Genomic DNA, 19774 nt, shown 5'->3' with positions numbered 1-19774 from the left:
CGTGGGGCCGTGGTCACTCGGCCAGCAGTTCGCGGACGTCGTCGGCCGACAGCGCCCGGGCGAAGAGCTCGCCCTCGTCGAGCACCGCCGTGCTGAGGCGGCCCTTGCGCTCCTGGAGGCGCACGATCTTCTCCTCGATCGTGTCCGTCGCCACCAGCCGGTACACGTTCACCCGCCGCTCCTGGCCGATGCGGTGCGCGCGGTCGACGGCCTGCGCCTCGGCCGCCGGGTTCCACCACGGGTCGAGGATGAAGACGTGGTCGGCCTCGGTGAGGGTGAGCCCGGTGCCGCCCGCCTTCAGGCTGATCAGGAAGACGGGCGCGGCTCCCGAGCGGAACTCCTCGATCACTCCCGCGCGGTCCCGCGTGGAGCCGTCGAGCTGCACGAACGGGATGCCGCGCCGACGCAGCCGCTCCCCCGCCCGCTCCAGGTACGAGGTGAAGGTGCTGAAGACGAGGGCCCGACGGCCTTCCGCGATCACGTCGTCGAGCTGCTCGACGAGCACGTCGAGCTTCGCGGACGGGACGTGCCGGTAGGCCGGGTCGACCAGGGACGCGTCGAGCGCGAGCAGGCGCAGGAGGGTGAGCGATCGGAACACCGTGAAGCGCTGCCGGTCGAGGTCGTCGACCAGACCCAGGAGCTTCCGCCGCTCGCGCTGGAGGTAGCCGTCGTAGAGCACCCGGTGGGCGGGGGTCAGCGCGACCTCGATCGTCTGCTCCTGCTTCTCGGGGAGCTCCGGCGCCACCGCCTCCTTGGTGCGGCGGAGCAGGAACGGACGCAGTCGTCGGCGCAGTCTCTCGAGGCGGCGGCGCGCGCCCTCGGTGTGGCTGACGGTCCGTCCCTCGGACAGATCGGGCGAGGCGATGCCGACGGGCGCCTCCGCGTGCAGGATCGGCCGGGTGTACTCCTCGCGGAAGCGGCGCAGCGGCGGCAGGAGCCCGGGCGCCACCAGGGCGAGGACCGCCCAGAGCTCGTCGAGCGAGTTCTCCAGCGGTGTGCCGGTGAGCGCGAGCGTGACGGCCGCGCCGACCCCGCGGGCGGCCCGGTGCGTCTGCGAGGCGGGGTTCTTGACGAACTGGGCCTCGTCGAGGATCAGCGCCGACCACGTCCTCGACGCCCAGCGCTCGCCGCCGAGGCGCAGGACCGCGTAGCTGGTGAGGACCACGTCCGCGTCGGCCGGGATCGCGTCGAGCGCGCCCTCCCGCGAGCTCGCGACGACGTGGACGCGCAGGGCGGGCGCGAAGCGCTCGGCCTCCGAGCGCCAGCCCGGCACGACCGAGGTGGGGGCGACCACGAGGAACGGCGCGCGGCGGATCCCGGCGCGGCCCGCCTCCTCGACCGCGTCGAGCATCATGGCCAGCGCCTGCAGGGTCTTGCCGAGGCCCATGTCGTCGGCCAGGATCCCGCCGAGCCCGTGACGGAGGCGGTGCACGAGCCAGGCGTAGCCCGCCCGCTGGTACGGACGCAGCCGGGCGGTCAGGCCCTCCGGCGGCTCCACGTCCTCCGGCGACCCGGCGGCCAGCGCGGAGTCGAGCACGGCGCGCCACGCGTCGGAGGGGACGCTCTCGTCGGCGAGCTCCTCCAGCTCGTTCCACAGCCCGGCCTGGTGCCGGCCGAGCCGCGGTCCCGTCTCCCACTCCTCGAGCTCGTCCGCCCGGGTCAGCAGCTCCCGGAGCCGGTCGAGGCCGGGGTGCGCGAGCGAGAGGTAGGAGTGGTCGACCAGGCGGATGCGGTCGCCGCCCGCGGCCAGAGCGCGGAAGAGGGGCAGGAACGGCACGGTCGCGTCGCCGATGGTCACGACGACGCCGAGGTCGAACCAGTCGGCGCTCTCGGTGTCGACCGCGGTGATGGTGAGCGTGAGCGGTCCGGTCAGCAGGCGGTAGTCCGGGGCCGCGCCCTCGCGCTCGATCCGGACCCCGCCGATCCCCTCCAGCTGCGGGAGCTGCTCCACCACGAACACCGCCGCCTCGGCCCCGCGCAGGACCGCGCTCGTCCCCGGCTCCGGCACGAGAGCGGACCCGGCCTCGCCGAGCACCGAGCGCACCCGGCGGAGCACCGCGCGCTCGAGAGCCGCGTCGGCCGTGCCGTCGAGCTCGCCCGCGCGATCGGGCGAGCGGCGCCAGTGCCAGCCCACCCTGACGGCGCGCCGCGGCTCGAACGAGACCGTGCAGACCAGGCGCGGGGGCTCCGGATCGTCCAGGACGAGGTCGACGCCCTCCTCGCGCACCGCGACGCGGCCGCGGAGGGCGGGGAGGTGCTCGCCGACGAACTCGGGCACGTCCTCCGCCGGGACCTCCGTCTCCTCGGGGTGGTCGAGGAGCCGCAGCTCCTCGTCGTCGAAGGGCAGGGACGCGGGCGCGAGCAGGAGCGAGGACGGATCGCCGCCCTCGACCGCGTAGACGCCGTGCCGGGCGACCGGACGCGCCGACTCGGGCGCGTGCTCCGCGCCGTCGATCCGCAGGACGGGCCGCAGCCGGAGCGCTCCCTCCTCCGCCGAGACCGTCACCGCCACATGCGCGGGACCGGCGAGACGGACCGCGCCCTTCTCCGGGGCGAGCAGCGGGATCCCGGCGGCCTGCGCCTGCTCGAGCAGCCGCCAGAGCAGTGGGCTCTCGTAGTCGTCGAGGTGGATCCAGTCGGGGTCCTGCCCGAGGTGGACGGTGCGCGTGGCGCGGTGCAGAGCCGCGAACTCGGCGAACCAGCGCTGGTGAGCGGGGTCGAGCGAGAGCCGGTGGGTCTGGAAGTTCAGCGACTTCCAGGTGAGGGTGGTGCGGTTCCAGGCGCCCCCGCGCCCACGGACGGCGGGGCGGGTGGCCAGACGGTGGTCGCGGCGCTCGTCGGGGTCGTAGGTCTTCGCCGTGACGCGCTCGCTCGCCGGCGCCCGCCACGGATCGTCGGCCCGGCGCACCAGCCGGCGCAGCTCGAACTGCAGCCCGATCGGAGTGAGGACGGTCGGCGACTCGGCCTCCGCGGATCCGCTGAGCTCGCCGACGCGGGCGCGCCAGGAGGAGGGGGTCGACTCGGGAGGCACCGCCCCATGCTGCCACGCGCCGCCGACACCCCCGCCCGCACCGCGTGACGGGCAGAATCGGAGGATGACCAGCAGCGACTCCCCCGCGCCCACCGTCCTCACCCTCGGCAGCGAGAGCCTGCGCCTCGCCCTGACGACCGCCGGGGCCGAGATGACGTCCCTCCGCGACGACGAGGGCCGCGAGTACCTGTGGCAGGCCGGCCCGGAGTGGCGCCGGCACGCTCCCGTCCTGTTCCCGATCATCGGGCGCCTCCCCGGCGACACGCTGCACCACGACGGCGCGGACCACCGGATGGGGCAGCACGGCTTCGCGCGGGACCGGGTCTTCGAACTCGCGGGCGTCTCGGCGGACGAGGCGGTGTTCCGGCTCCGGAGCGACGACGCCACGCGCGCGGTGTTCCCCTTCGACTGGACGCTCCTCATCGCCTACGCCGTGACCGGCGCCTCGCTCCGGATCACCCAGACCGTCGAGAACAGGGGTCCCTCTCCGCTGGGCTTCTCGCTCGGCAACCACCCGGCCTTCGCGCTGCCGCTGCCCGAGGGCCGCGGCGAGCACCGCATCCGCTTCGCGCAGCCCGAGCCGGAGGGGTACCGCCGCGCTCCGGAGAACCTGCTGCTCGAGGCGCGCCACCCGGCGCCGCTCGAGGACGGGGTCCTGACAGTGGACGACGCGCACTTCGAGGAGGGCGTGATGATCTTCGACGAGCCGCGCCGGCGGACCCTCCGGCTCGAGGCCGACGGCGCCGCCCGCGCGATCGTCGTCGACACCGGGGACTTCGACGTGGTCGGCGTGTGGAAGCCCGTCGGGGCCCCGTTCGTCTGCCTCGAGCCGTGGCGGAGCGTCCCGACCCCCGAGGGCTGGGACGGCGACATCGTCGACAAGCCGCGCCAGATCGTCCTCGTGCCGGGCGGCCGGCGGTCGCTGTCCTACAGCATCGCGCTGAGCTGAACGTCCGCACGCTGGATCTGCGCGTCGAGCAGCTCGAAGCGGCGGATGATCAGCCCCTCGCGGGTGGCCCAGGGGCAGATCACCAGCGTCTCGATGCCGAGGGCGTCCATGGCCGCCTCCGCGATGAGAGCGCCCGCGAGCAGCTGCGGAGCCCGCAGAGCGGAGACGCCGGGCAGCGCTGAGCGGTCGGCCGCGCTGATCGCGGCGAGGCGGGCGGACCACAGCCGGAGGTCGACCAGGTGCAGCTCCCGGCGCACCAGCGGACCGGCGGCGCTCGGAGCGGCGCCGGTGATCCGCGCCAGAGACCGGAAGGTCTTCGACGTGCCTGCGACCAGGTCGGGGCGCCCCAGGGCGAGGAAGCCGCGGACGGGCTCCGCGAGCACCTCGCGGGCGTGACGCCGGGCGGCCTTCACGCTCGTGGCCGAGGCGGGATCGCCGACCAGCAGGTCCCGCGTCACCCGCCCCGCTCCGAGCGGGACCGACACGGCGAGCTCGGGCACCTCGTCCACGCCCATCGAGAGCTCGAACGAGCCACCGCCGATGTCGAGGTCCAGGATCGAGCCCGCGCCCCAGCCGAACCAGCGGCGCACGGCGAGGAAGGTGGCCGACGCCTCCGCCTCGCCGCCGAGCTCCTGGAGGTGCACGCCCGTCTCGGCGCGGACCCGGTCGAGGACCGCCGCGCCGTTGCCGGCCTCGCGGATCGCCGAGGTCGCGAACGCCAGCAGGTCCTCCGCGCGGTGCTCGCGGGCGACCTCGGCGGCCTCGGTCACGAACGCGATCAGCTCGCGCTGGCCACGCTCGGTGATCTCCCCCGCCTCGTCGAGGTGCGCCACGAGAGCGAGGCTCCGCTTGTGCGAGCGGTAGGGCACCGGGCGGGCGCCGGGGTGCGCGTCGACGAGGAGCAGGTGGACCGTGTTGGAGCCGATGTCGAGCACGCCGAGTCGCATGGGTCCACGGTATCCGCCCGCGGAGGCGCGTCCCGCCACGCGGACCGCCGGGGAACGCCGGAGGGCCCGGCCGCTCGCGCGACCGGGCCCTCCGGGGGTGCTGGACTCAGTGGTCCCAGTTCTCGGCCCTGTCGGCCGAGCTGGACGAGCCGACGATGTGCACCCGCATGTCGTTCGTCGTGCCGGCGCGCCCGGGGGGCGATCCGGAGACGACGACCACGGTCTCGCCCGCCTGGGCGAGGCCCTCGCGGAGCAGCACCGCGTCCACCTGCGCGAACATCGCGTCGGTGTGGTTGACGCGCGGCGTGACGAAGGACTGGACGCCCCAGTTCAGCGCCATGCGGCGCCGGACGGCGGGCTCGGGGGTGAAGCCGATGATCGGGATGCCGTGGCGCAGGCGCGTCATGCGGCGGACCGAGTCGCCCGACTCCGTGAACACGCAGAGGAACTTCGCCTCGACGAACTCGGCGACCTCGGCGGCGGCCAGCGTGACGGATCCGCCCTGGGTGCGGGGCTTGCTCCCCAGCGGGGGGATGCGCTCCAGGCCGTGCTCCTCGGTGGACTCGACGATGCGGGCCATGGTCTGCACGGTGACGACGGGCCAGGCTCCGACGCTGGTCTCGCCCGAGAGCATGACCGCGTCCGCGCCGTCGAGGATGGCGTTCGCGACGTCCGAGGCCTCGGCCCGCGTGGGGCGGGGGCTCTCGATCATCGACTCGAGCATCTGGGTCGCGACGATGACCGGCTTCGCCCAGCGGCGGGCGAGCTCGACGGCGTGCTTCTGCACGATCGGCACCGCCTCGAGGGGCAGCTCGACGCCGAGGTCGCCGCGGGCGACCATGATGCCGTCGAAGACGTCGATGATCTCCTGCAGGTTGTCGACCGCCTGCGGCTTCTCGATCTTGGCGATGACGGGAGCCTTGCGGCCCTCCTCCGCCATGATCTCGTGCACGCGCTCGATGTCGCTGGCGTTGCGCACGAAGGAGAGGGCGATGATGTCGGCGCCGAGGCGGATCGCCCAGCGGAGGTCGTCCTCGTCCTTCTGGGAGAGTGCGGGGACGTTGACCGCGACACCGGGCAGGTTGATGCCCTTGTTGTTCGAGACGTTGCCGGGGACGACGACCTCGGTGACGACCCGGGGGCCCTCGACGGCGGTGACGCGGACAGCGACCTTGCCGTCGTCGATGAGGAGCATGTCGCCCGGGTTCACGTCGTCCGGGAGGCCCTTGAACGTGGTGCCCGAGAGCTCGCGCGTGCCGAGGACGTCCTCGGTGGTGATGGTGAAGACGTCGCCCTCGGCGAGGGCGTACGGGCCGCCCTCGAACTTGCCGAGGCGGATCTTCGGACCCTGCAGGTCGACGAGGATCGCGACCGCGCGCCCGGCGTCGTCCGCGGCCTTCCGCACGATGCGGTAGATGCCTTCGTGGACGTCGTAGCTTCCGTGACTGAGGTTCATGCGGGCCACGTCCACGCCGGCGTCGATGATCGCACGAATGGTCTCGTACGACGACGTTGCCGGGCCGAGGGTGGCGACGATTTTCGCTCGTCTCATTGAGGGGGTGCTCCGTTGTTCTGCGCCCGGAGGCGCGTCGTTAGCGGGGAGGGTGAGCTGATTGCTGGCGGGCCGAGACTATCGCGTCCCGGGGACTAGAGCGTGAAGCCCCGGTCGTTGGGGCCGACCGGCGCCGGCAGCTGGGTCGTGCCCTCGAGGTAGCGGTCGACCTCGGCCGCAACGGAGCGGCCCTCCGCGATCGCCCAGACGATCAGGGACTGGCCGCGCCCGGCGTCGCCGGCCACGAAGACGCCGGGGACGGTGGTCTCGAAGGCGTCGCCGCGCGCGACGTTGCCGCGCTCGGTGAAGGGGACGTCGAGCTGGCGGCCGAGGTGGTCCGCCTCCGGGCCGGTGAAGCCGAGGGCGAGCAGGACCAGGTCGGCCGGGATCTCGCGCTCGGTGCCCGCCTTGGGGACGCGGCGTCCGTCGAGGTACTCGGTCTCGGCCACGCGCACCGCGCGGACCTCGCCGCCCTCGTTCGCGAGGAACTCCACGGTCGACGCGAGGAACATCCGCTCCCCGCCCTCCTCGTGGGCGCTCGAGACCTCGAACACGGTCGGGTCCATCGGCCAGGGCTGGCTGTCCGGGCGCTGCGACGGCGGCTGCTGCCCGATCGCCAGGTTCGTGACCGACGCGGCCTTCTGGCGGTGGGCGGTGCCGATGCAGTCCGCTCCGGTGTCTCCTCCGCCCAGGACGACGACGTGCTTGCCCTCGGCCGAGATCTGCTCGAAGACGCGGTCGCCCGCGATCGCGCGGTTCGACTGCACGAGGTACTCCATGGCGAAGTGCACGCCGTCGAGGTCGCGACCCGGGATCGGCAGGTCGCGCGGTACGAGAGCACCGGTGGCGACCACGACCGCGTCGTAGCGCGCCCGCAGGTCGTCCCAGGTGATGTCGGAGCCGATGTCGACGCCCGCGCGGAACCGGGTGCCCTCGGCCTTCATCTGGTTCAGGCGGAGCTCGAGGTGCTTCTTCTCCATCTTGAAGTCCGGGATCCCGTAGCGCAGGAGACCGCCGATGCGGTCGTCGCGCTCGTAGACCGCGACGGTGTGCCCGGCGCGGGTGAGCTGCTGAGCGGCGGCGAGCCCCGCCGGGCCGGAGCCGACGACCGCGACGGTCTTGCCGGTCAGGCGCTCCGGCGGGTGCGGCTGCACCCAGTCGTTGCCGAAGGCCTGATCGATGATCGAGACCTCGATCTGCTTGATCGTGACGGCGGGCTGATTGATGCCGAGCACGCAGGACGACTCGCACGGCGCCGGGCAGAGCCGGCCCGTGAACTCCGGGAAGTTGTTCGTCGCGTGCAGGCGCTCGATCGCCTGGCGGCCCTCGCCACGCCACATCAGGTCGTTCCACTCGGGGATGAGGTTCCCCAGCGGGCAGCCCTTGTGGCAGAACGGGATGCCGCAGTCCATGCAGCGGCCCGCCTGCCGGCGCAGCACGGCGGAGTCGCCCTGCTCGTAGACCTCTTTCCAGTCCATCAGGCGGACGGACACGGGACGCCGCTTGGGCAGCTCCCGGTCCTGCACCTTCAGGAACCCCTTGGGATCAGCCACCGGTCACCTCCAGAATCCGTCCCCAGACGACGTCGCCGTCGGGGTCGAGCCCCTCCTCCACAGCGGATGCGCGCGTCGCGAGCACCGCGGCGAAGTCGCGGGGCAGTACCTTGACGAAACGCGAGACCGTTCCGTCGAAATCGTCGAGCATCCCCTGGGCCAGGGTCGACTCGGTCTCCGCGACGTGCCGCTCGAGCAGGTCGCGAAGGATCTCCACGTCGGCGCTGCCGAGCTCGGAGAGGGTCAGCTCGCCGGAGGCGATCGCGTCGCGGTTCACGAGCTCGCGGCGCAGGCCGTGGATGTAGGCCGTGCCGCCCGACATGCCGGCGCCGAGGTTCCGCCCGGTCTCGCCGAGGATCACCGCCAGGCCGCCGGTCATGTACTCGAGCGCGTGGTCGCCCACTCCCTCGACCACCGCGGTGGCGCCGGAGTTGCGGACCAGGAAGCGCTCGCCGACCATCCCGCGGATGAACATCGTGCCCTGGGTCGCCCCGTAGCCGATCACATTGCCCGCGATCACGTTCGTCGAGGCGTCGAAGGTGCTGCGGCGGTCCGGCCGCACCACGATCTGGCCGCCCGAGAGGCCCTTGCCGACGTAGTCGTTGGAGTCGCCCTCGAGCCGCAGCGTGATGCCGGCGGGGAGGAACGCTCCGAGCGACTGCCCGGCCGAGCCGCGGAGCGATACGACGATGGAGTCGGCCGGCAGGCCGTTCTCGCCGAAGCGGACGGTGACCTCGTGGCCGAGCATGGTGCCGACGGCGCGCTCGGTGTTCTTGATCTCGCGCTCGATCCGCACGGTGCCGCGGTGGTCGAGCACGTTCGCCGCGAGGCGGATCAGCTCGTTGTCGAAGTGGTGCTCGAGCTCGTGCTCCTGCGCGCGGCCGTGGCGGCGCGGCTCCTCCGCCGTGAAGACCGGTCCGACGAGGATCGGCGTCAGGTCGAGCCCGCTCGCCTTCCAGTGCTCGATCGCCTGGTCGACGTCGAGCAGCTCGCGGTGTCCGACGATCTCGTCGACGCTCCGGAAGCCGAGCTGCGCGAGGTACTCGCGCACCTCCTGGGCGATGAACTCGAAGAAGTTGACGACGAACTCCGGCTTTCCGGAGAACCGCTGGCGCAGCTCCGGGTTCTGCGTCGCGACGCCCACCGGGCAGGTGTCGAGGTGGCAGACGCGCATCATGATGCAGCCCTCGACGATCAGCGGGGCCGTCGCGAAGCCGAACTCCTCGGCCCCGAGCAGCGCGCCGATGACGACGTCGCGACCGGTCTTCATCTGGCCGTCGACCTGCACGACCACGCGATCGCGCATGCCGTTGAGCATCAGCGTCTGCTGGGTCTCGGCCAGGCCGAGCTCCCAGGGCGTGCCCGCGTGCTTGAGCGAGTTCACCGGGCTCGCGCCGGTGCCGCCGTCGTGACCCGAGACGAGGATCACGTCGGCGAGGGCCTTCGCGGTGCCGGCGGCGACCGCTCCGATGCCCGACTGGCTGACCAGCTTCGCGTGGATGCGCGCCGACGGGTTCGCCCGCTTGAGGTCGAAGATCAGCTGCTTCAGGTCCTCGATCGAGTAGATGTCGTGGTGCGGCGGCGGCGAGATCAGGCCGACGCCGGCGGTCGCGTGCCGGGTGCGCGCGATCCACGGGTACACCTTCGTGGGCGGGAGCTGACCGCCCTCGCCGGGCTTGGCACCCTGGGCGAGCTTGATCTGGATGTCGTCGGCGTGGGTGAGGTACATGCTCGTGACGCCGAAGCGGCCCGAGGCGACCTGCTTGATCGCGGAGCGGCGCTCCGGGTCGAGCAGCCGCTCGGTGTCCTCGCCGCCCTCGCCGGTGTTCGACTTGGCGCCGAGGCGGTTCATCGCGATGGCGAGCGTCTCGTGCGCCTCCGGCGAGATGGAGCCGTAGCTCATCGCGCCCGTCGAGAAGCGCTTGACGATCGCCTCGACCGGCTCGACCTCGTCGATCGGGATCGGCGTGCGCCCCGCGGTGTCGAGCTTGAACATGCCGCGGAGGGTCATCAGCGAGCTCGCCTGGTCGTCGACCATCTTCGTGTACTCGCGGAAGACGTCGTAGCGGCGGTTGCGCGTCGAGTGCTGCAGGCGGAACACCGTGTCCGGGTTGAACAGGTGCGGGGCGCCGTCGCGGCGCCACTGGTACTCGCCGCCGACCGCCAGGCGCTCATGCGCGACGATCGCGCCGTCCTCGGGGTACGCGGCGCGGTGACGCGCGGCGTTCTCCTCGGCGACGACGTCGATGCCGATGCCGCCGAGCTTCGAGACGGTGCCGGTGAAGTACTGGTCGACGAACGCCTGGCTGAGGCCGACGGCCTCGAAGGTCTGCGCCCCGGCGTAGCTCGACACGGTGGAGATGCCCATCTTGGACATGATCTTCAGCACGCCCTTGCCGAGCGCCTTGATCACGTTCTTCACGGCCTTCTCCGGCGAGACGTCCGACAGCATGCCGCTGCGGACGAGGTCCTCGCAGGTCTCCATCGCCAGGTACGGGTTGACCGCGGAGGCGCCGTAGCCGATGAGCGTCGCCACATGGTGCACCTCGCGGACGTCGCCCGCCTCGACCACGAGCCCCACTCGCATCCGGTTCTCGGTGCGGATGAGGTGGTGGTGCACGGCGGCGAGCATCAGCAGCGAGGGGATCGGCGCGAGGTCCTTGGTGGAGTCGCGGTCCGAGAGCACCAGGAACTGCGCTCCCGCGGCGATGGCCTCGTCGGCCTCATCGCACATCTCGTCGATGCGGTCCTGCATCGCGCGGGGTCCCGCGTCGACGCGGTAGAGGCCGCGGATCGTCGTGGTGATGTGGCTCAGCGGGCGCGGCGCGATGTGCTGGATCTTCGCGAGCTCGTCGTTGTCGATGACCGGGAAGTCGAGGACGACCTGGCGCGCGTGCTCGGCACCGGCGGTCAGCAGGTTGCGCTCGGGGCCGAGGCCCAGACGGAGCGAGGTCACGACCTCCTCGCGGATCGAGTCCAGCGGCGGGTTCGTCACCTGCGCGAAGGCCTGCGTGAAGTAGTCGAAGAGCAGGCGGGGGCGCTTGGACAGGACGGCCACGGGGGTGTCCGAGCCCATCGCTCCGAGCGGCTCCGCACCGGCGCGCGCCATCGGCAGCAGGAGGAGGCGGACCTCCTCCTCGGTGTAGCCGAAGGTGCGCTGGCGGCGGTTGACCGAGGCGGGCGTGTGCACGATGTGCTCGCGCTCGGGGAGGTCCTTGAGGTTGATGCGGCCCTTCTCGAGCCACTCCTCGAACGGACCGGAGGCGGCGAGCTGCCCCTTGATCTCCTCGTCCTCGACGATGCGGCCCTGCTCGGTGTCGACCAGGAACATGCGGCCGGGCTGCAGGCGTCCCTTGCGGACCACCTTCGCGGGGTCGATGTCGAGCACGCCGATCTCGCTGGCGAGCACCACGAGCCCGTCGTCGGTGACGACGAAGCGGCCGGGTCGGAGCCCGTTGCGGTCGAGGGTGGCGCCGACGAGCTCGCCGTCGGTGAAGACGATCGCGGCCGGGCCGTCCCACGGCTCCATGAGCATCGAGTGGTACTCGTAGAACGCGCGGCGCTTCGGGTCGAGCGCGCCGTCCTGGTTCTCCCAGGCCTCCGGCACCATCATCATGACCGCGTGCGGGAGCGACCGGCCGGCCAGATTGAGCAGCTCGACGGTCTCGTCGAACGAGGCGGAGTCGCTGCGGCCGGGCGAGACGATCGGGAACAGCGGGGCCAGGTCGCCCAGCTCGCGGCTCTTCAGCTGCGACTGGCGCGCGCGCATCCAGTTGCGGTTGCCCTGCACCGTGTTGATCTCGCCGTTGTGCGCGATCATCCGGAACGGCTGAGCGAGCGGCCACGAGGGGAAGGTGTTGGTGGAGTACCGGGAGTGCACCAGCGCGAGCTTCGACGCGAAGCGCTCGTCGGACAGGTCCGGGTAGAACGGCTCCAGCTGGAGCGTCGTCACCATCCCCTTGTAGACGAGCGTGCGGCTCGAGAGCGACATGAAGTAGACCTCGAGCTCGCGCTCGACGCGCTTGCGCAGGCGGAAGGTCAGGCGGTCGAGGCGCACGGAGGAGAGGGGCGTGCCGCTCTCGTCGGTCAGCTCGCTCCGGATGAACAGCTGCTCGATCGCCGGCATGGCGGCCCGGGCGAGCGTGCCGATCTCGTCGGGCTGCACGGGCACGGAGCGCCAGCCGACCACGGCGAGGTTCTCCTCGCGGGCGATGTCGGCGATCGTCGACTTGACCCGCTCGCGCTCGAAAACGTCCACCGGGAGGAAGGCGTTGCCCACCGCGTACTGGCCCAGCGGCGGGAGCTCGAAGGGAGCGACCGCGCGGAGGAACTCGTCCGGGATCTGCGTGATGATCCCCGCGCCGTCGCCCGTTCCCGCGTCGGAGCCGACGGCGCCGCGGTGCTCGAGGTTGCGCAGCGCGTTCAGCGCGGCGTCGATGATGTCGTGGCCGGCGGTGCCGCGCATGGTGGCGACCATCGCGAGACCGCACGCGTCCTTCTCGGCGGCCGGGTCGTACATCCCCTGCGCCGGCGGCATGCCCAGGAAGGGCACGGCGCGGGCCGGGGTCGAGGGCTGGGCGGAGGCCATGGGAACCGTCCTCACGGGGGTGATGGCTGATCGGGACGTCGCTGGCCCGCGGTGGTGGAGGAGGAGCGGCTCCCCGATCGGGAGGGCCGCAGGGTTCTGCCGTGGCGCGAGCGTCGCGCGCCGCCGGCGGTGCCTGCACGACGACCCGCCCGCGGCAGCGCTCGTGGCTGCGCCGCGATGGGGCGGTCGTGGAGGTGTCGGGCACCCGGGAGGCGGTCGCGGAGGCTCCGCGACCTCCGTCAGGTGCGGGAGACCGTCGGCTTCTCGGCGTCGGTGCCGGAAGCAGGGGTGGTGGTGTCGTCGGAGTCCGACTCGACGTCCTCGAATTCTACCGCAGCCGGGGCGGGCGTCCACTCGCGACCCGGCCGGTAGGCCGAGGGCTCGGCGCCCGGGTGCTCGCGCTTCTGGATCACCACGAGGACCAGGCCGATGACCACGGCGATGAGCGCGGCCCAGACGTTGGTGCGGATGCCCCAGAAGAACTCGCTCGGGTCGATCCGGATGGACTCGAACCAGACGCGGCCGATCCCGTACCAGATCAGGTAGGCGGCGAAGACGGTGCCCCACTGCAGCTTGAGACGGCGCTCGAGCAGGAGGATGACCGCGATGCCGACGACGTTCCAGAGGATCTCGTAGAGGAAGGTCGGGTGGAAGAGCGTGCCCGCCGGGAGGCCGACGGGGAAGGCCGGGTTGGTGGTCTCGATCTCGAGGCCCCAGGGCAGGGTCGTGGGCAGGCCGAAGAGCTCGTGGTTGAACCAGTTGCCCAGGCGCCCGAGCGCCTGAGCGGCGAGCATGCCGGGGGCGAGGGCGTCGGCGAAGGTCCAGAAGCGCACTCCTGTCCAGCGGCAGCCGATGAACGCGCCGACCGCGCCTCCGATGAGCCCGCCGAAGATGGCGTTGCCGCCGTTCCAGATGCGGACGACCTCCCACGGGTCGGCGCCGTCGTAGAAGTAGTCGCCGGGGTGGGTGAGCACGTGGTAGGCGCGGGCGCCGACGATGCCGAGCGGCACCGCCCAGATGATGATGTCGAGCACGACCCACGGCTCCGCGCCGCGGCGCTTGAGGCGCTGGTTCGTCATGATCGTCGCCACGATGATCCCCGCGAGGATGCAGAGCGCGTAGGTGTGGATCGCGAGCGTGAAGGTGCCGATCGTGAGGTCGTACTGACTCCACGCGTCGGGGGGGCTCGGAATGCTCAGCGGTACGGACACCGGTACTCGACCTTTCGAAGGAGGGGGTCCCCCGGGCGCGGCTCGGCCGCGCCCCGGTGGGCATCCCGATTGTAGCGGGAGGGTGTCAGCGCGCGGAGCGCAGGCGGGTGCCCTCGGCGAGGCCGCGGGAGGTCTCGGCGACCGCGTCGACCCCGCCGGACGCCAGCGCCCGCACCAGGGCGGATCCGACGATGGCGCCGTCCGCGTAGGCGAGGATCTCGGCGACCTGCTCGCCGGTCGAGATGCCCAGGCCGACGCACGCGCTCTCGGAGCCGGCGGCGCGGAGGCGGTCGACCAGGGTGCGGGCCGCGGAGTCGACATCGGTGCGCGCGCCGGTGATGCCCATCGTCGAGACCGCGTAGACGAATCCACGGCTCGAGTCGACGGCCTGGCGCAGGCGCGTGTCCGTCGAGGACGGTGCCGCGAGGAACACGCGGTCGAGTCCGAGCCGCTCGGAGACGGCGAGCCACTCGGCGCCCTCGTCCGGGATCAGGTCGGGCGTGATGAGGCCGGACCCGCCGGCCTCGGCCAGATCGGTGGCGAAGCGCTCGACCCCGTACTGCAGGACGGGGTTGTAGTAGGTCATCACCAGGACCGGCACGTCGACGCGCGCCCGGATCTCGCGGACGGCCTCGAAGCCGTGGCGGAGGCGGAAGCCGCCCGCGATGGCGGCCTGGGTCGCCTCCTGGATGACGGGTCCGTCCATCACCGGATCGGAGTAGGGCAGACCGAGCTCGATCGCGTCGACGCCGTTCTCGGCCATGGCCACGGCGGCGTCGATGCTGGTCGGCAGGTCGGGGAAGCCGACGGGGAGGTAGCCGATCAGGGCGCCCGCCGCCTCCTCGTTCCGGCGCCGGACGGTCTCGGCGACGCTCGGTCCGCGGCCGCTCACGACTGCACCGCGCCCTTGTCCATGAGGCCGAAGTAGTGCGCAGCGGTCGTCATGTCCTTGTCGCCGCGGCCCGAGAGGTTGACCAGGATGGTGGCCTCGGGGCCGAGCTCGCGCCCGAGCTCCAGCGTGCCGGCCAGCGCGTGCGCGGACTCGATCGCCGGGATGATCCCCTCGGTGCGGCTGAGCAGCATGAGCGCGTCCATCGCGGCCGAGTCGGTGACCGCGCGGTAGTCGGCGCGGCCGATGCTCGAGAGCCACGCGTGCTCCGGGCCGATGCCCGGGTAGTCGAGGCCGGCCGAGATCGAGTGCGACTCGACGGTCTGGCCGTCCTCGTCCTGGAGGAGGAAGCTGCGGGCGCCGTGCAGGACGCCGGGGCGGCCCTTGCTGATGGTCGCCGCGTGGCGGGGGGTCTCGATCCCGTCGCCGCCGGCCTCGAAGCCGACGAGGCGGACGTCGGGGTCGTCGAGGAAGGCGTGGAAGATCCCCATCGCGTTGGAGCCGCCGCCGACGCAGGCGGTGACCGCGGTGGGCAGCGAGCCGGTCAGCTCGAGGACCTGCTCGCGCGCCTCCTCGCCGATGATCTTCTGGAAGTCGCGGACGAGGGCCGGGAACGGGTGCGGGCCCGCGACGGTGCCGAAGATGTAGTTCGTGGTGCCCACGTTCGTCACCCAGTCGCGCATCGCGTCATTGATCGCGTCCTTGAGGGTGCGCGAGCCGGTCGTCACGGGGATCACCTCGGCGCCGAGCAGGCGCATGCGGGCGACGTTGAGGGCCTGGCGCTCGGTGTCGACCTCGCCCATGTAGACCACGCAGTCGAGGCCGAACAGGGCGGCGGCCGTGGCGGTCGCGACGCCGTGCTGGCCCGCTCCCGTCTCGGCGATGACGCGGGTCTTGCCGATCCGCTTGGTGAGCAGCGCCTGGCCCAGCACGTTGTTGATCTTGTGCGAGCCGGTGTGGTTGAGGTCCTCGCGCTTGAGGATGATCCGCGCTCCGCCGGCGTGCTCGGCGAACCGCGGCACCTCGGTGATGATCGACGGACGGCCGGTGTAGCTGCGGTGCAGCTCCATCAGTTCTGCCGCGAACGCGGGGTCGACCTTCGTGCGCTCGTACTCGGCGCTCAGCTCGTCGAGGGCCTCGACGAGGGACTCGGGGACGTAGCGTCCGCCGAACTCGCCGAAGTAGGGGCCGAGTTCATCCCGGAGTGCCATGGGGGTACCGCCTATCGGAGTGGTCAGTGCGCCAGGAAGCCGGCGAGGGTGGAGACGGGGTCGCCGCCGGTGACGAGAGCCTCGCCCACGAGGACGACGTCGGCTCCGGCGCCGCGGTAGTGCGCGACGTCGTCGGCGGTGAGGACGGCCGATTCGGCCACCTTCACCGCGTCGTCGGGGAAGCGCTCGGAGAGGCGGCCGAAGAGGTCGCGGTCGAGCTGGAAGGTGGAGAGGTCGCGGGCGTTCACGCCGATGAGCCGCGCGCCGAGGTCGGCGGCCCGCTCGAGCTCGTCGGCCGAGTGCGTCTCGACGAGCGGGGTCATCCCCAGCTCGAGGACGAGGGCGTGCAGCTCGGCGAGCAGGGGCTGCTCGAGCGCGGCGACGATGAGGAGGACCAGGTCGGCTCCGGCCGCGCGGGCCTCGAGGACCTGGTAGGGCTCGGCGACGAAGTCCTTGCGCAGGACGGGGATCGACACGCGCTCGCGGACCGCCTCGAGGTCCGCGAGGGACCCCTTGAAGCGGCGCTCCTCGGTGAGGACGCTGATCGCGCTCGCTCCCCCGAGCTCGTACTGTCCGGCCAGCTCGGCGGGGACGGGGATGTCGGCGAGGGCTCCGCGCGACGGGCTGGCGCGCTTCACCTCGGCGATGATCCTGACGCGCTCGGCGGGGGCCAGAGCGGCCAGGGCGTCGAGGGCGGGCGCCTGGGCGAGCGCGCGGCGCTCGACGGCTTCGAGCGGGGCGCTCTCGCGGCGCCGGGCCGCGTCGGCCAGGGCGCCGGCGGTGAGGTCGGCGAGCACCTAGGCGCGCGCCTTCGGGTTCGCCTTCGCGCCGTTGACGCCGTAGCCCGCCTTGGCCATGCCCATGCCCACGAGCAGACCCACCACGACCAGGCCGGCCGAGAGCCAGACCACCAGGGGCACGTCGAACCAGAACGCGATCGTGCCGATCGTGAATCCGACCAGCATGATGACGACGGCCGTCCACGCTGCGGGCGAGTGGCCGTGGTTGTCGTCGTCGTGCTCGGTGCTCATGGGTCTCCTCCTGGGGGTGCATCGGGACCAGAGCAGTCTAGCGTGAGGCGCCTGAGCGCCCGGCCCGGACTCGCCTGCGCAGCCCCTGCAGGAGGCGGGGATGCCGGACCGCCGGACACGTCCCCGGCCGGTGTCAGCGGCCCGAGGTGGGGTCGTCGCCGCGCGAGAGGTCGTCCCACGAGATGACCGGATCGATGTCGCCGTCGTCCGTCTGCACGGTCGACGCGCCGTGGCCGTAGCCGTCGGCGGGCTCGAAGCGGGACGCGCGCTTCCGCGCCGCTCCCGGCCAGCGGCGCGAGGTCGCGACGACGCCGATCCCGAGCAGCGCGGTGAGCACGCCGCAGACCAGGGCGACGACGGGCCAGGCCGTCGCGGAGGACGAGGCCACGAGTGCGGCGACGGACTGCTCCCCCGCGATGGCGGTCGCCTCGGTGACCAGCGAAGCGCCGGCGCGCACGGGGTCGCCCAGTGCCGTCGCGGCCGTGAGCACCACCGAGGCGCCGAGGACGGCCTGCAGCAGACCGAGCACGATCCGGAAGACGGGGCCGGCGATGGCGAGGGCCGCGGCGAGAGCGAGGCCCGCGAGCGCCAGGGCGGAGAGCGCGGGCGCGGCGACGGTCCCGGCCACGTCGATCCGCTGGCCCTCCCCCTCGATCGCGGCCAGGGTCAGCGTGGACCAGGTCTGGGTGGAGGCGGTCAGCTCGAGCGCGGCGAGCAGCACGACCCCGAGGATCGCCGTGTACTTCAGCCGCCGTCCGCTCATGCTCACTCCGCCGGGCCGAGGCCGGTGAACGGCACGAGGGGGTCGACGTCGAAGCAGGCGTGCTCGCCCGTGTGGCAGGCTGCGCCGATCTGCTCGACCTGGACCAGCAGGGTGTCGGCGTCGCAGTCGAGGGCGGCACCCCGCACGTACTGCGCGTGCCCGGACGTGTCGCCTTTGCGCCAGTACTCCTGACGCGAGCGCGACCAGAAGGTGACGCGGCCCTCGGTGAGGGTCCGCCGGAGAGCCTCGCGGTCCATCCAGCCCATCATGAGCACCTCGCGGGTGTCGTGCTGCTGGATGATCGCGGGCAGGAGCCCGGTCGGATCGAAGGCGGCGCGGTCCAGGACGGCGTCGAGCTCGGCGGGGGTCATCGGATCTCGATCCCGGAGGCGGCGAGCGAGCGCTTGACGTCGCCGATCGTCAGCTCGCGGTTGTGGAAGACGGAGGCGGCGAGCACGGCGTCGGCTCCCGCGTCGACGGCCGGAGCGAAGTGCTCGACGGCGCCGGCGCCTCCGGAGGCGATGACCGGCACGGAGCTCAGCTCGCGCATCGCGGCGATCAGCTCGAGGTCGAAGCCCTGCTTGGTGCCGTCGGCGTCGATGGAGTTGACCAGCAGCTCCCCGGCGCCGCGCTCGACGGCCTCGGCCGCCCAGGCCAGGGCGTCGAGCTCGGTCTCGCGGCGTCCGCCGTGAGTGGTGACGACGAAGCCGGACGCCGTGGCGTCGCTCCGCTTGACGTCGAGCGAGAGCACGAGCACCTGCGCGCCGAAGACGTCGGCGATCTCGCCGAGGAGCTCGGGCCGGGCGATCGCGGCGGAGTTGACGCCCACCTTGTCGGCGCCGTGCGCGAGCAGTCGCGAGACGTCCTCGGCGCTGCGCACGCCTCCGCCGACCGTGAGCGGGATGAAGACCTGCTCGGCGGTCGCCCGCACCACGTCGTAGGTGGTCGAGCGGTCGTCGACCGTGGCGGTGACGTCGAGGAAGGTCAGCTCGTCGGCGCCCTGCTCGAAGTAGAGGCGGGCGAGCTCGACGGGGTCGCCCGCATCGCGCAGGTTCTGGAAGTTGACGCCCTTCACGACGCGGCCGGCGGCGACGTCGAGGCAGGGGATGACGCGGACGGCGAGACTCATCGGCTCCCCCTCTACAGGCGCGCGGCGTGGATGGAGGTGACCAGGATCGCGCGGGCGCCCAGGTCGTACAGGCGGTCCATCACCTGGTTCATGTCCGAGCGCGGCACCATCACGCGGACGGCCACCCACTCGGCGTCGTGCAGCGGCGAGACCGTCGGCGACTCGAAGCCCGGGGCGATCGCCGTGGCGCTCTCCAGGAGCGCGACGGGGCAGTCGTAGTCGAGCAGCACGTACTCGCGGGCGACCAGCACGCCCTGCAGGCGGCGCAGCAGCACCGGGATGCCCTCGGGCTCCCCCGCGGCGGAGACCAGGACGGCGGTCGAGTTCAGGATGACCGGGCCGAAGATCTCGAGGCCGGCCTTGCGGAGCGTGGTGCCGGTCTCGACGACATCGGCGATGACGTCGGCGACGCCGAGCTGGATCGCGGACTCGACCGCGCCGTCGAGGCGGATCAGCGTCACCTCGACGCCGTGCTCCCGGAGGAAGCGGCCCACGAGGCCCGGGTAGCTGGTCGCCACGCGGAGGCCGTCGATCTGCGCGAGCTCGTCGTAGCGGCCTGCGGGCCCGGCGAAGCGGAAGGTGGAGTTGGCGAAGCCGAGGCTCGCGATCTCGCGCGCCTCGGAGCCGGAGTCGATCAGGAGGTCGCGGCCGGTGACCCCGACGTCGAGAGCGCCGGAGCCGACGTAGGTGGCGATGTCGCGCGGGCGCAGGTAGAAGAACTCCACCCCGTTGCGCTCGTCGACGACGTGCAGCTCCTTCGGGTCGCGGCGGCCGGTGTAGCCGGCCTCCGCGAGCATCTGACCGGCGGTCTCCGAGAGGGAGCCCTTGTTGGGGACGGCGACGCGCAGGAGCGTCGGGGCGGGGGTGGTGGTCACGGGACGTCCTTCATGACTCGACGGCTGTTCAGGGGGCGGCACGGC

Annotated in this window: 15 protein-coding genes; 1 reads left to right on the top strand and 14 read right to left on the bottom strand. The window is 72.6% G+C overall.

Annotated elements, in window-relative coordinates; translation table 11 throughout:
• Positions 1-13: 13 nt before the first annotated feature.
• Complete coding sequence (locus C5C37_RS03290; RefSeq protein WP_104338502.1) at positions 14-3031, bottom strand: DEAD/DEAH box helicase; 3018 nt, start codon at positions 3029-3031, stop codon at positions 14-16.
• Between the two features lie 64 nt (positions 3032-3095).
• Between C5C37_RS03290 and C5C37_RS03285 the strand changes: the two genes are divergently transcribed.
• Complete coding sequence (locus tag C5C37_RS03285) at positions 3096-3980, top strand: aldose 1-epimerase family protein (RefSeq protein ID WP_104338473.1); 885 nt, start codon at positions 3096-3098, stop codon at positions 3978-3980.
• Here the strand turns inward: C5C37_RS03285 and C5C37_RS03280 are convergent.
• From C5C37_RS03280 to hisG, 13 genes are all read right to left on the bottom strand, one after another.
• Entirely contained in the window at positions 3959-4927 is a 969-nt protein-coding gene (locus tag C5C37_RS03280; RefSeq protein WP_104292123.1) for an exopolyphosphatase, read from the bottom strand. The genes C5C37_RS03285 and C5C37_RS03280 overlap by 22 nt on opposite strands.
• A gap of 106 nt (positions 4928-5033) precedes the next feature.
• A complete protein-coding gene (gene pyk, locus C5C37_RS03275; protein WP_104221869.1) occupies positions 5034-6479 on the bottom strand; it encodes a pyruvate kinase in 1446 nt (481 codons plus the stop codon).
• A gap of 95 nt (positions 6480-6574) precedes the next feature.
• Entirely contained in the window at positions 6575-8032 is a 1458-nt protein-coding gene (locus tag C5C37_RS03270; RefSeq protein ID WP_104246790.1) for a glutamate synthase subunit beta, read from the bottom strand.
• Entirely contained in the window at positions 8025-12620 is a 4596-nt protein-coding gene (gene gltB, locus C5C37_RS03265; RefSeq protein WP_104338472.1) for a glutamate synthase large subunit, read from the bottom strand. The genes C5C37_RS03270 and gltB overlap by 8 nt, the downstream gene beginning before the upstream one ends.
• Positions 12621-12859: 239 nt before the next feature.
• Positions 12860-13831, bottom strand: a complete 972-nt coding sequence (gene lgt / locus C5C37_RS03260) for a prolipoprotein diacylglyceryl transferase (RefSeq protein WP_258059820.1) — start codon at positions 13829-13831, stop codon at positions 12860-12862.
• An 85-nt stretch (positions 13832-13916) separates the two neighbouring features.
• Positions 13917-14723 (bottom strand): tryptophan synthase subunit alpha, encoded by an 807-nt coding sequence (gene trpA, locus C5C37_RS03255; protein ID WP_104232657.1) that lies wholly within the window; start codon positions 14721-14723, stop codon positions 13917-13919.
• A complete protein-coding gene (gene trpB, locus C5C37_RS03250) occupies positions 14720-15931 on the bottom strand; it encodes a tryptophan synthase subunit beta (RefSeq protein WP_104338471.1) in 1212 nt (403 codons plus the stop codon). Before trpB ends, trpA begins: the two co-directional genes overlap by 4 nt.
• 23 nt (positions 15932-15954) lie before the next feature.
• A complete protein-coding gene (gene trpC / locus C5C37_RS03245; RefSeq protein ID WP_104309120.1) occupies positions 15955-16728 on the bottom strand; it encodes an indole-3-glycerol phosphate synthase TrpC in 774 nt (257 codons plus the stop codon).
• A complete protein-coding gene (locus C5C37_RS03240) occupies positions 16729-16962 on the bottom strand; it encodes a DUF6704 family protein (RefSeq protein WP_104221860.1) in 234 nt (77 codons plus the stop codon). It abuts the gene before it with no gap.
• Between the two features lie 133 nt (positions 16963-17095).
• On the bottom strand, positions 17096-17725 hold the full coding sequence (locus C5C37_RS03235) for a Trp biosynthesis-associated membrane protein (RefSeq protein ID WP_104338470.1): 630 nt from the start codon (positions 17723-17725) through the stop codon (positions 17096-17098).
• 2 nt (positions 17726-17727) lie between these two features.
• Entirely contained in the window at positions 17728-18096 is a 369-nt protein-coding gene (gene hisI, locus C5C37_RS03230) for a phosphoribosyl-AMP cyclohydrolase (protein ID WP_104221855.1), read from the bottom strand.
• The gene (gene hisF / locus C5C37_RS03225) at positions 18093-18854 is read right to left on the bottom strand and encodes an imidazole glycerol phosphate synthase subunit HisF (RefSeq protein WP_104246786.1); all 762 of its coding nucleotides are present in this window, start codon (positions 18852-18854) and stop codon (positions 18093-18095) included. Before hisF ends, hisI begins: the two co-directional genes overlap by 4 nt.
• An 11-nt stretch (positions 18855-18865) precedes the next feature.
• Complete coding sequence (gene hisG / locus C5C37_RS03220; RefSeq protein ID WP_104338469.1) at positions 18866-19729, bottom strand: ATP phosphoribosyltransferase; 864 nt, start codon at positions 19727-19729, stop codon at positions 18866-18868.
• Positions 19730-19774: the final 45 nt, after the last annotated feature.

This window comes from Rathayibacter sp. AY1F9 (genome assembly GCF_002932155.1).
GTDB lineage: Bacteria > Actinomycetota > Actinomycetes > Actinomycetales > Microbacteriaceae > Rathayibacter.
The sequence above is the reverse complement of the archived record's forward strand: the minus strand, read 5'-3'. Positions and strand labels throughout refer to the sequence as shown.

Coding starts and splice junctions, on each gene's coding strand:
- C5C37_RS03285 (WP_104338473.1), top strand. CDS start 3,096: ATGACCAGCAGCGACTCCCCCGCGCCCACCGTCCTCACCCTCGGCAGC.
- C5C37_RS03280 (WP_104292123.1), bottom strand. CDS start 4,927: ATGCGACTCGGCGTGCTCGACATCGGCTCCAACACGGTCCACCTGCTC.
- pyk (WP_104221869.1), bottom strand. CDS start 6,479: ATGAGACGAGCGAAAATCGTCGCCACCCTCGGCCCGGCAACGTCGTCG.
- gltB (WP_104338472.1), bottom strand. CDS start 12,620: ATGGCCTCCGCCCAGCCCTCGACCCCGGCCCGCGCCGTGCCCTTCCTG.
- trpB (WP_104338471.1), bottom strand. CDS start 15,931: ATGGCACTCCGGGATGAACTCGGCCCCTACTTCGGCGAGTTCGGCGGA.
- C5C37_RS03240 (WP_104221860.1), bottom strand. CDS start 16,962: ATGAGCACCGAGCACGACGACGACAACCACGGCCACTCGCCCGCAGCG.
- C5C37_RS03235 (WP_104338470.1), bottom strand. CDS start 17,725: ATGAGCGGACGGCGGCTGAAGTACACGGCGATCCTCGGGGTCGTGCTG.
- hisI (WP_104221855.1), bottom strand. CDS start 18,096: ATGACCCCCGCCGAGCTCGACGCCGTCCTGGACCGCGCCGCCTTCGAT.
- hisF (WP_104246786.1), bottom strand. CDS start 18,854: ATGAGTCTCGCCGTCCGCGTCATCCCCTGCCTCGACGTCGCCGCCGGC.